This window comes from Citrobacter sp. 172116965 (assembly GCF_013458095.1).
Lineage (GTDB): Bacteria > Pseudomonadota > Gammaproteobacteria > Enterobacterales > Enterobacteriaceae > Citrobacter > Citrobacter braakii.
The window spans coordinates 2,349,770-2,361,788 of record NZ_CP046673.1 but is presented as its reverse complement, the minus strand read 5'-3'; the positions used below and the strand labels follow the sequence as shown (position 1 = coordinate 2,361,788).

At 47.4% G+C, this 12,019-nt stretch carries 10 protein-coding genes and 1 pseudogene; 8 read left to right on the top strand and 3 right to left on the bottom strand.

Going from position 1 to position 12,019, the window contains the following annotated elements; genetic code table 11:
• Positions 1-91 precede the first annotated feature (91 nt).
• From GPJ68_RS11335 to GPJ68_RS11315, 5 genes are all read left to right on the top strand, one after another.
• Entirely contained in the window at positions 92-1,876 is a 1,785-nt protein-coding gene (locus GPJ68_RS11335) for a diguanylate cyclase (protein WP_047417683.1), read from the top strand.
• A gap of 218 nt (positions 1,877-2,094) precedes the next feature.
• Positions 2,095-3,099: a tryptophan--tRNA ligase gene (gene trpS / locus GPJ68_RS11330; RefSeq protein ID WP_104652409.1), complete on the top strand. Its 1,005-nt coding sequence runs from the start codon at positions 2,095-2,097 to the stop codon at positions 3,097-3,099.
• A gap of 349 nt (positions 3,100-3,448) precedes the next feature.
• A complete protein-coding gene (locus GPJ68_RS11325) occupies positions 3,449-3,610 on the top strand; it encodes a hypothetical protein (RefSeq protein WP_016152967.1) in 162 nt (53 codons plus the stop codon).
• A 290-nt stretch (positions 3,611-3,900) separates the two neighbouring features.
• Positions 3,901-4,644, top strand: coding sequence for an SDR family oxidoreductase (locus tag GPJ68_RS11320; protein WP_075849170.1), 744 nt, complete (start codon positions 3,901-3,903; stop codon positions 4,642-4,644).
• A gap of 287 nt (positions 4,645-4,931) precedes the next feature.
• On the top strand, positions 4,932-5,492 hold the full coding sequence (locus GPJ68_RS11315; protein WP_019076712.1) for a hypothetical protein: 561 nt from the start codon (positions 4,932-4,934) through the stop codon (positions 5,490-5,492).
• Between the two features lie 376 nt (positions 5,493-5,868).
• Here the strand turns inward: GPJ68_RS11315 and GPJ68_RS11310 are convergent, their stop codons facing one another.
• Positions 5,869-6,741, bottom strand: a complete 873-nt coding sequence (locus tag GPJ68_RS11310; RefSeq protein ID WP_172860435.1) for a LysR family transcriptional regulator — start codon at positions 6,739-6,741, stop codon at positions 5,869-5,871.
• 108 nt (positions 6,742-6,849) lie between these two features.
• Between GPJ68_RS11310 and GPJ68_RS11305 the strand changes: the two are divergent.
• Positions 6,850-7,980 (top strand): annotated as a pseudogene (locus GPJ68_RS11305) (MFS transporter); the annotation flags it as partial.
• Here GPJ68_RS11305 and GPJ68_RS25350 read toward each other — a convergent pair.
• Together GPJ68_RS25350 and GPJ68_RS11300 are read right to left on the bottom strand one after the other, a co-directional pair.
• The gene (locus GPJ68_RS25350; RefSeq protein WP_370461216.1) at positions 7,966-8,154 is read right to left on the bottom strand and encodes a hypothetical protein; all 189 of its coding nucleotides are present in this window, start codon (positions 8,152-8,154) and stop codon (positions 7,966-7,968) included. The pseudogene GPJ68_RS11305 and the gene GPJ68_RS25350 sit on opposite strands and share 15 nt — an antisense overlap.
• A protein-coding gene (locus GPJ68_RS11300; RefSeq protein WP_255489313.1) for an IS5-like element ISKpn26 family transposase occupies positions 8,136-9,115 on the bottom strand; the annotation gives its coding sequence in 2 pieces (ribosomal slippage) (positions 8,136-8,674 and positions 8,674-9,115; 981 coding nt in all). The genes GPJ68_RS25350 and GPJ68_RS11300 overlap by 19 nt, the downstream gene beginning before the upstream one ends.
• 53 nt (positions 9,116-9,168) lie before the next feature.
• On the opposite strand from GPJ68_RS11300, the gene GPJ68_RS11295 reads away from it, so the two are divergent.
• Both GPJ68_RS11295 and GPJ68_RS11290 read left to right on the top strand, forming a co-directional pair.
• Positions 9,169-10,680 carry an FAD/NAD(P)-binding protein gene (locus GPJ68_RS11295; protein ID WP_255489707.1) on the top strand — a complete coding sequence of 504 codons (1,512 nt, stop codon included), beginning with the start codon at positions 9,169-9,171 and terminating at the stop codon, positions 10,678-10,680.
• Complete coding sequence (locus GPJ68_RS11290; RefSeq protein WP_049268682.1) at positions 10,670-12,010, top strand: hypothetical protein; 1,341 nt, start codon at positions 10,670-10,672, stop codon at positions 12,008-12,010. Before GPJ68_RS11295 ends, GPJ68_RS11290 begins: the two co-directional genes overlap by 11 nt.
• Positions 12,011-12,019 lie beyond the last annotated feature (9 nt).

Here is a 12,019-nt window from a genome sequence, read left to right as displayed (position 1 = left end):
GAGACCGCCTTTTTTATTTTCACGCAAAATCATACGTTTCCTATAATTTCAATCATGCTTATTCATTAATCGTCGCAGAAGGAACTAATCAGTGCGAATTGCCACAATCACCAACTGGGCCTACAGCGCGACGGTGTGTCTGACCATAGCCTCCGGCGTTGTCATGTTGATGGCCTCCAGCGCCGATAACACCGAACGCCAGGTGGTGGAGCAGCGTTATCAATTCGATCAACTGACCGAAGAAGTCGAGCTCGATGCCTGGTCGCTGTCCGATCTGGCACGCGAATATGTTATTGCAAAAGACCCGGAAGCGCTTAACGCCTACCGCCAGAAAGAAGCGTCGCTGAAAGCCGTTGAACAGCGACTGTCGAAACTAAAAGACATTGGGGCGACGGATGAAGAACTGGCGCTATTGCATGAAGGGCTGCAGATTGTTGATGCCCTGCAGGATGAGCAAGCTGCGGCGCTTGCCAGCGTCGCGCGCGGTGAAGAGTCGCAGGCCATCGCCCTGCTGTATGGCAAATCCTATGAACAGGAACTGGAGCGAGCCCAGGACCGGATAGATCATTTCCGTCAGTTACTCGACAGCCGCGTACGCAACACCATTGAAGATGCCACTCAGACATCGCGCACGCTACGTACGGCTTCGGAAGTGATGGTCGGGCTGACGGCGCTGTTATTTTTGTTCGTTCTCGGTTTTATTTTAAAACGCCGCGTACTGCGTCCCGTGGTGCGTTTGAGCGATGTGGTTAACCGTCTGGCATCGCAGGATTACGCCGTTGAGACACCCAGCTTTAATCAGATCGATGAAATCGGCGATATGGCACAGGCGATCCGCATTTTTCGCGAGAACGGCCTGGCACGTCAGCGACTGGAGAAAGAACGAGACGCCGACTGGGCAATCCGCGAGCTGCTCGCACGTATGACTCAACGTTTGCAAGGCTGCGAGAATTTTGCCGATGTCATTAATGTGGCAGAGCTGTTTGCGCCGAATGTTGCTCCCGGTATTGCCGGGCGGCTTTACATACTGGATCGAGAGCCCTGGCAAATGCGCTGCGTTGCGCAATGGCTTTCACCGCAGGGCAAAGCGGATGCTTTCCACCCGGACGAATGCTGGGCAGTGCGCCGCGGTCAGAGCCATCCACCGGTGCAAGGCGAACCCGATATCGCCTGCTACCATCTACCGGAATCATGCCAGCAGCATACCCTATGCGTGCCACTGATTGCCCAGGGTGAAGCCATCGGCCTGCTCTCATTCCAGAACCTCAGCAATGATTCCGCTCCCTCTCGCGCGTATCTGGAACTGATGGCGGAAGCACTCGGTCTGGCGTTAGCCAACCAGCGCCTGCGTGATGCGCTGCTGGAGAAAGCACTCTACGACCCGCTAACCGGCCTGCGCAACCGTCATCATCTGGAAGATACGCTGCGCACCCAGATGAGCCAGGCAGTGCGTAACAAAGAGCCAATCAGTTGCCTGATGATCGATATCGATCATTTCAAAAATATTAACGACCGCTTTGGCCATGAGGCGGGCGATAGCGTGATAAAAAGTATCGCCACCACTATTCAGCGCGTTGTCCATGACAGCGGCATGGCCTTCCGCTACGGCGGTGAAGAGTTTCTGGTGTTGCTGGCCAATACGGATGAGCAGGCCGCCAACCGCTTTGCGACAGATATTTATAATGGTGTACGCGAACTGTCGCTGCGCTTTGGACTCTCAGAGATTGGTCACGTTGATGTCTCTATCGGCGTTGCCAGCTATCCGCAGCACGCCCAGAGCGACAACCTTCTGCGCGCCGCAGACGTGGCGCTGTATCGCGCGAAAGAGTTAGGGCGTTCGCGCATCGTGAGCTTTGGCATGCTGGAAGCGAGCTAAGATACGTCTGTACGTCGTGCATTGCTTTACCTCTGCGCCAGGCGGTGATATGTTGACTGGATGAACACAAAACACAATATCACCGCGTTTAATCACAACCTGTGGTGGCTGCCTTCTTAAAGGCGGTCAGAATGTGTTTTCCCCATTTTAAATAACCGCCGAAAGGCGGTTATTTGCATTTAAAGACCCCTTTCGGTTTTTTGATTAAGGAGTCTTACATGAACAACAAAACTATCATCCTCACTGGCGATCGTCCCACTGGCCCGCTGCATCTCGGCCACTATGTTGGCTCTCTGCGCCAGCGCGCCACGCTGCAACATGATTATCAGCAGTTTATATTGGTTGCTGACCTGCAAGGGCTAACCGATAACGGCAGCACACCACAAAAGATCCGCAACAATATTCCCGAAGTGCTGGCTGATTACCTCGCCGCAGGAATCGACCCGTCACTCACCACCATTTGTCTGCAGTCGGCCCTGCCCGCCCTCGCTGAGCTGACCGCGCTTTATATGAACATTGTTACCGTGGCTCGCGTGGAGCGAAATCCTACGGTCAAAAACGAAATTGCGCAGAAAGGATTTGCCCGCTCGTTACCGGTTGGCTTTCTGGTTTATCCCATCAGCCAGGCAGCAGATATTACCGCTTTCAAAGCCGAGGTGGTTCCCGTCGGCGACGATCAGTTGCCCATGATCGAACAGACCAATGAGATCGTGCATAAGATGAATAGTCTGTTACCGACCTCTATCTTGTCGCATTGTAAAGCGCTACTGAGTGAGACCAGCCGTCTTCCAGGGATCGACGGTAATGCCAAAATGTCAAAATCGCTCGGCAACACTCTACTCCTGTCTGCCAGCGAAGAGGCTATTCATCATGCGGTCAGCGCAATGTACACCGATCCCAATCATCTAAAAGTGTCCGATCCGGGGCAGATTGACGGCAATATGGTATTTACTTACCTCGATGCTTTTCATCCGGATAAAGCAAAAGTGGCGGAGATGAAAGCACATTATCAGCGCGGCGGGCTGGGCGACCGGACATGCAAAAACGAGCTGGAGATGTGCTTGCAGGAGCTTATCGCCCCGATGCGCGAGCGGCGGGCAACCTACATCCAGGATAAAGGTATGCTGATGGCGATGCTCAAAAAAGGAAGCGAAGAGGCGCACGAGGTCACGCAGCAGACATTAAAAGAAGTAAAGCAAGGGCTGGGTTTGCCGGTGTTCTGAACTCAAAGCACTACAGGTTCGATAATTAAAGATAGCTCCCGACGAATGACAATCGCCGGGAGTGGCGCAGCTATGCGTTGACGCGTAAAGATAACCTCTGTCACAGAGGCTAATTAATTCGCTGTTTAATAATCCACTCAATACGATATGTCGTTTTTTATGCAGTGTTATTTCCACCCTGCACCTTCAATTATTTCAGCTAATCATTATGAATTACCCATTACATGTACGGGTTCGAGATCCTCACCTTGCCTGAGATATGATTATTTGTTAAATTAACCGCATTAGCGTTAAATACATTGAGCATTACACAGACGCTATTTATACAATAATGAATGATGGAGTTATAATGAAGTATGCGTTTGCATTAATGTTGAGTATGGTATTATCAGGTTGTACCGCAAATGATTGGGTGGATGCTGCAAGTGGGATAATGCAGGCAAAAGACCAACATGATAAAGACGCAAGAAACAATCGCATCAAAGAAGCCAACAGGGCTGCAGGCTACTGATATCTAAATGATTAATACATCCCTCTTCTTGTCTTTATAAACAGAAGAGGGATGGTATTTTAAGCAAATTTACTGACTAAATAGCACAATTAAAATTGGTTTATAGCGCATACATATCCTTGCAGAGAATATAATAACCTAACGCTCAGTCCGCTCCGCGCCAGACGCTGGCTTTGCAAGTCCCCTATCCCTATTCCTCATGTAAAAATGGCACTAATTGAAAGATGCCAATCCACCTCCTCATGTATATCTATATCCACACATAGTCATAAAGAAAAGGATGGATGAAGATGCTAAGAGGTAAAAGAGCTGTAATTACGGGTGGAGGCGGAGGATTTGGTCAGGCGCTGTGCGTGTGGCTGGCGCAAGAAGGCGTCGAGGTGGATTTTTGCGCGCGGCGTGCTGATGATATTCAAAAAACTTGCAGTATCATCGCGGCTGAAGGAGGGATTGCAAAAGGATATATCTGTGATTTAACCCAGCCTGAATCCCTTTCGCAGTTTTCTTCACAGTTGTTAACTTCAGACAAGCCCATCGACATTTTAATCCTCAATGCCGCCCAGTGGCTGTCAGGAACGTTAGACGATCAACCAGACGCAGAAATTATCAATACCATCAGTTCAGGCCTGACAGGTGCGATTATATTGACTCATGCATTGTTGCCTGGGTTAAGACGTTCAGAAAGCGCGGATGTCGTCTCAATAATATCTTCATGTGGGATTCCGAATTTTACGGATTCAATTGCGCATCCCGCTTTTTTTGCCAGCAAACACGGGCTTAGCGGATTCACATCTAAACTGTCACACCAGTTGTCCGAAGAAAATATACGTGTGACCGGGTTGTATCCACCGGATTTCGAACTTACAGGGTTAGATACGTTTGTCGATAGTCAATCCAGAATGGGGGAACGTTTATTAAATGGACGCTCAGTCTGGGAAACAATTCGTTTTGTGCTGGCTCAACCGCGTAGTTGCCATATAGGTAGTATCTACTTTCAAGGTCCGACTCGCGAGAAACTGAGTTCCAGGGGCTGAATTTGGTGACGTTGAACAACGTGCTCAACGTCCGCTCTTGACATAGCAGCTCTTGAGGGGCGCCAGCCAGACTGCTCCGTGCCAGAGGCGGACTTCTCACACTTCGGCTTATGTGGTCAAAATCTGTATGTCACTACACTTTATAGTATTTATATCAATAGTTAAGATAAAATTAAGGTTAACTGGCATTTCATTCGAATACGTAGCCCCACCCGTTAAATGAATGATGGCCTTAGACAGGAGCATTGCCAAGGTTCATGTAAACGATACAGGAAAGAGAACATCAGATGCCATGTATATACTCACTCAATGACCTGCTCGGACTGCTTATTTTTTCAAGAAAATATCACTTTCTCTACGATAATCTGGACTGCCTGATCATTGCATGGGCTGAAGATAAAATTACCGAAGGAAATGATTCGGGGACTCTCTTAATTCTCGCTTCACTGGGTCATGATAATCAACCTGAACGGAATGAGGTTGAATTATATCTGTCACGATACATGATAGAGCAGCGGATTGTACTGCCACCGCTAAAAACAGCAGCATTGGTCTGGATAAAGCTATTTATGAGTCAACTTTCCCAGTGCACATCCATTCATGATGCAGAACAAAAAATGTATTTTCTGGTGTGTCATTGGTTTGAACCTGACGTAAAGATTTTCGAGGCAGCGGTCGATATGCTGAAATCGCTTTACTGGCGTCTCTTTGATGAATGGAAAGGGCCAGGTACAAGCAAAGCGGTAAGGATGGTGGAGTCAGAATTCTTTGATCTGATTAATCGTGCGATGCTGCCCTATTCCCATAAAATTGAGAATCCAGATTGGCAGAATCTGCTTGTTCGGTAATTTTTACCTGCATCCTGAAAGATGTCTTTCATGTGTGAAAAACTCCATCCAATTTGAATTCCTTTTCGCATTTAACTTAAGCATATTCTGCCAAAACCTCATCGTTCCCCCTTTGAACCTGGAAACAAAGTTAAGCAGACTGAATAGCCGCTTTGTGCCAATGGCAGACTGGCAACGAACGAATCAGAGAGCAGATGCCGTTCTTACTACAAAACAGTGGTCAAATTTCTTGACCAATCCCAGGAAAGAAATCTTCAGCAACTCTATTAAATTGCATTAGTCAATCCTGAAACTGAAAGCCTGCATCGATAATAGATCCATATAGAGTATTTACCAGCCCAAAAGCCCTAACGGCACAATATGGTTGTGGAATACCTCAGTGGGATGAAACAAAGGAAACAAAGCAATTCAATACCCGGCTAACCTCACGATTTTTAAGCCATATCATCATAGTATTGACATTACCAATGTGAGGAGTAATAGAGTGGCACCGTATGGGGAAGCTCGTTTCATACTGTTTGACGACGCTCTCAGGCAATAATGCAATGCCCATTCCGGCACTTACGCAACCAAGTATTGCCTGAAAAGAACCAAACTCCAGCGGGTCGTCATAATCGACATTTTGTAGCCGTAACCATTGCCCAAGCCGGGAACGATAATTACATCCTTTCACAAAGACGAGCGGCCTTGTCACCTCCAGATCGGCTCCCGTCACGACATCACCATGCTCTGCGGCCGTAACCAGAACCAGGGTTTCCTGACACAGCACCTGCGTTTGTAGCCTTGAATTGTCTACGTGCAACACCTTGTGGTCAGCGACGAAGGCAATTTCAAGTTCACTATTCTGGATCTGACGAACTAACACATCTGTCGGTGACGTTTTTAAGTTTAATTCTACGGAGGGCATTTCACGGTGGAAGTTTGCCAGCAAAGCAGGAAGTCGGACGGCGGCAGTGGTTTCCATTGCGCCAATGCGCAGAGGGCCAGCCGCTTTCGTTCCCTGCATAGACAACTCGGCTTCGTCTAAAAGCGCGAGGATTTTGTTAGCGTAACGCAGAAGCAGTTCACCTTCAGGGGTGATGTGAAGACGATTCTTCTCGCGAACAAACAACGAAACATCCAGGCTGGACTCCAGTTGCTTGAGCCGCGTCGTGACGTTTGAAGAAACGCAGTGCAGATTACGGGCTGCTGCGGTGATAGAGCCGGTTTCCGCGACGGTTTTAAACAAATTTAATGAGGTACTGTTCATCGTGTCTGTCACTCAAAGTGAAGGTTTTCGTCATTTTTATTAACTTTTTATTAGCATTTCTTTATGTAACATAACAATCAAATCTGATTGACATATTGAGCCTGAAAAATGGATCTTGATCACAATGTTATTGGCCATCGCCAGTTGAGCACGGCTGTCTTCGGTATGATTGTTTTAACGCTGGGGATGGGAATTGGTCGGTTTTTATATACTCCGATGCTGCCGGTCATGTTGCATGAAGGCATTTTTAATTTTTCGCAATTATCGTTAATCGCAAGCGCGAATTACGCCGGATACCTGGTTGGCAGCCTCCTGTTCTCGTTTGGTATTTTTGGTGGCCTGAAGAATATCAAAACGATGTTAATTTGTGCTGCATTAGTCACCGGCCTGCTTATTTTTGCGATGGCAGTAGTCACGCACCCTGATATAGTAATTGTTATTCGATTTATCGCCGGTGTTGCCAGCGCAGGCATGATGATATTCGGGTCGATGCTTATGCTACAGCATACCCATAATCCGTTTGTCATTGCTTCTTTGTTTGCCGGCGTCGGGGTGGGTATTTTTATAGGCAATGAATATGTTATAGCCGGTATCGCATATGCATTAAATTCAAAGCTACTATGGATCGGCGCGTCAATCATTTCAGCTGTACTCTTCATCGCGCTGATTATCTTGCTGCCTGCAAATAAACACGTTCTACCTCCTCAGAAAAAAGCTTCGTCATCCGAGCCGAACATCCAGTGGTGGAATTTAGCATTGTTATATGGACTGGCAGGCTTCGGTTATATCATTGTAGCTACTTATCTCCCTTTAATAGCCCGGGGAGTGGGTAATGAATTTCTGGCCAACCATATCTGGTCTATTGTTGGCCTTGCCGTTATCCCAGGATGCTATGGTTGGTTATGGGCTGCACGCAAGTGGAGCATATTGTCCTGCCTGAGTGTTAACTTAATTGTGCAGGCGAGCTGCGTTGTGATGGCCTCGTTTATCCATTCCCCGCTTTTATTGACCTTGAGTTGTATTGGCTTTGGTGCAACTTTCATGGGAACCAGTTCTCTCGTTATGCCACTCGCGAAAAAGATTTCTGCACCACAGAAAATTAATCTTCTGGGTCTGGTGACGTTAACATATGGCATTGGGCAAATTGCCGGGCCATTAATCGTGAGTGCGTTTCAGAACAATAAAAACGGGATGACTATTTCAATATTATCTGGCGCTTGTGCGTTATTTATCGCAGCAGGGATTAGGGAAGGTGCGAATAAGCAGGTCATTTCTTCCCAAGCTGACTCGCTGATTAAAATTTCGCGGATCTGGGCCGATTTTTTTCCCGCAAACACATCGAATCAGCCTATTTAGGCTATTTTTTCCACCATTTCTGGCGTTATTTCCGGTTTTTACTGAGATCTCTCCCACTGACGTATCATTTGGTCCACCCGAAACAGGTTGGCCAGGGTGAATAACATCGCCAGTTGGTTATCGTTTTTCAGCAGCCCTTTGTATCTGGCTTTCACGAAGCCGAACTGCCGCTTGATGATGCGAAACGGGTGCTCCACCCTGGCACGGATGCTGGCTTTCATGTATTCGATGTTGATGGCCGTTTTGTTCTTGCGCGGATGCTGCTTCAAGGTTTTTACCTTGCCGGGACGCTCGGCGATCAGCCAGTCCACATCCACCTCGGCCAGCTCCTCGCGCTGTGGCGCTCCTTGGTAGCCGGCATCGGCTGAGACAAATTGCTCCTCTCCATGAAGCAGATTACCCAGCTGATTGAGGTCATGCTCGTTGGCCGCGGTGGTGACTAGGCTGTGGGTCAGGCCACTCTTGGCATCGACACCAATGTGGGCCTTCATGCCAAAGTGCCACTGATTGCCTTTCTTGGTCTGATGCATCTCCGGATCGCGTTGCTGCTCTTTGTTCTTGGTAGAGCTGGGGCCTCAATGATGGTGGCATCCACCAAAGTGCCTTGGGTCATCATGACGCCTGCTTCGGCCAGCCAGCGATTGATGGTCTTGAACAATTGACGTGCCAGTTGATGCTGCTCCAGCAGGTGGCGGAAATTCATGATGGTGGTGCGATCCGGCAGGGCGCTATCCAGGGATAATCGGGCAAACAGGCGCATGGAGGCGATTTCGTACAGGGCATCTTCCATGGCACCGTCGCTCAGGTTGTACCAATGCTGCATGCAGTGAATACGCAGCATGGTCTCCAGCGGATAGGGCCGTCGGCCATTGCCCGCCTTGGGATAAAACGGCTCGATGACAGCGGTCATATTCTGCCATGGCAGAATCTGCTCCATGCGGGAGAGGAAAATCTCTTTTCGGGTCTGACGGCGCTTAGTGCTGAATTCACTATCGGCGAAGGTGAGTTGATGGCTCATGATGTCCCTCTGGGATGCGCTCCGGATGAATATGATGATCTCATATCAGGAACTTGTTCGCACCTTCCTTAGGTGAATACTTAAATTGGTTTTATCACGAAATTATCAAAAGTTTGCCTGACAATATCTCGGTTACACAGATAAATCAGCAGGCCAACAACATTCTGATTCAGGACGATGCGAAGTCTATTATTGTCTTGGAAGACAGTCAGCGTGTGGTGGCCGATTACGTCTATTTAACCACTGGTCACAGCGACAACGCCAAAACGTTTGACGATCATCTTGTTGAACGATTTATTGCCAATAATTATAAGAAAAATGAACGCCTGGACTACTATCCGACTCCTTATCCAATAAATAATTTGAATAAAATAACAGCGGAATCAAATGTGATTGTTCAGGGTATTGGTCTGACTGCCTATGATGTCATTTCGCAACTCACTATCGGCAGGGATGGAAAATTTAGCCGGAAAGAGGGTGAGCTTCGCTATCATCCTTCCGGAAAAGAACCGGGTATTTTTATCTATTCACGTAAGGCTCTACCTTTTAGCAGTCGCGGCGCGAATCAAAAAGGCGTTTCTGGGCAGTACTCCCCACGCTTCTTAACGGCAATGGCTATCAGAGAATTGCGGGTGAAAAATGTGTTTGAGAAAGGATCTTCAAAAATCGATTTTCTTGAACAAGTTTTCCCCTTACTGCATAAAGAAATGTGTTATGCCTATCGTTCAACCCTAAATGGGCAGTGGTTAGATGCTGGCTCTTATGAACCGAGCGCTGAAGACATCGCGGTAATTGACAGTGTGCTTTATCCACATCAATCGCAGGAACATCTGAGTTTAAAGGATTATACTCAATGGTTTATGTATTTCCTGCGTAAAGATCTCCAGGAGTCTGAGGAGGGCAATGTCCATGGCCCGATCAAAGCGGCGACAGACATTATTCGTGATGTCAGGGATATTTTACGAGAAGCGATTGATAATTCAGGGCTTGAATCGCGGTCACATCAGTATTTCCTTGAGCATTTTAATCCTATTTTTAACCGCATTGCCGTTGGCCCGCCGAAGTTAAGAAATGAACAACTATTAGCATTAATGGAAGCGAATGTGGTGAGTCTGGCCGGTGGTAAAGATTCAAGGTTAGTATTGAACGACTGCGAAGGAAAATTCGAAGTTCACTCACCTTTTAAAGAAGAGAGTACTGAGATTCAGGCTGATGTTTTAATCAAGGCGAAAATTGCCAGTTTTTCGCCACTACATGACGCTTCACCGTTAATCAGAAATATGACAGCCAATGGTATTGTTCGTCCATTTATGAATGAGGGGTATCACCCGGGTGGGCTGGATATCGATCAATGCCAGCATCCTATTAATCGCATGGGGGAAGCGCAGACGGCTTTTTGGGTGCTGGGCAATCCTGCGGAAGGCGCGAATTTTTACACCTACGTCCTGCCACGTCCGCTGGTTAATTCAAGATTCCTGGTTGATGCAGGCCGTTGTGTCGCAGATATGTATCATCAAATGATGGTGCGGCAGGCTCAGCCAGAGGTAGCGATAAATGCAGACTGAGCAAATCCAGGCCCGTGGCAAGGCGTGGCAATCATTGCAACCTGCGTTAGCGATAACATCATTGCTGGTATTTCTGTTCGCTTGTGCGTTGACGGATAAACATGCGGCGATGTCGGCTATTGCGGGAGTTACCGCCGTGCTCTACTTCGCATCGACATTTGCTTTCTGGTCAAAAAAATCATCCGCCAGAAGTGGTGTGATTATTTTTCTCTGCTCGATGATGTTTCTTCTTGCTACAAACAACCTGAAAGGCATTGCGCCCCCTGCAATTTTTTCGCGATATTTTGATGTGATTTTACTGCTTGTTGGTATTGCCTTATTACGACAAGTCATGGCCTCTCTTAATTTTACAGCTGTTCTGGGAGGATATTTTTCGCGTAGAAAAACATCGAACATGACTTTTGGGGTTACGTTATTGACGGCGTTCTTAACATGGCCAATGAGTCTGGGGGCAATATCATTGCTGCTCGATGGCCTCAAGTCAGTTATTGGGCCAAGATTCAACCTGGCAAAGATTATTACGCGCACCGTATGCATTACGATGGTACTGATGCCAACCACCATCGGCGCTGCTGCCGTTTGGGCGGCAATGCCTGACGTACCGCATCTTAAGGCGATGCTGGTGGGTATCCCTCTCTTTTTATTCAGTATCTTGTTCAACCAAAGCGCAAAAGTGACGGTAATCGCTGAAAACGAGACGGTGACACCCAGCCGTGATGGGATGCGGTATATCCTGCTATGTGTAGGTCTGTTCTGGGGAGTATTCATTTTTTCATTAACGGTACTGAATCTTAATTCACTGCAAAGTATTGCCTTTACAGCAGTTGTGCTCTTTGTTGTCGATCATCTGGTTAAAAAGGATAAACCCTGGGCTGAGCAATTAACTGAATCAGCACAGAATATATCCGGTGAGGTATTGTTGCTTTTAAGCTGTAGTGTGTTGACCTCAGTTTGTTGGCTGCTTTTTTCCCATGTACCTGAGGGTATCACTGCTTATGTTGGCGGGCTGACAACGTTGCAGATCTACGCGATTATTTTGTTCATCGTACCGCTTTTTGGTTTATTAGGTATCCATCCACTGATTATCTTTAGTATCGCATGGTCGATATTTTCTGATTATCTTACGGGGGGGATGGTTGATTATCAGATATGGATTTGCTTATTTATTGCAACTCAGCTTATTTCTCCCGTATCGATCAATGCTATTTTCGCCGCAAACAGTCTGAATGTATCACCCAGTAACACCAGTTTTAAAATGCACTACGGTTATGTTCTATCGTTTAATCTCTTTGCACTTGTTTATCTTGGTGCAATGTCAAAAACTATCTAATAAAAGGAG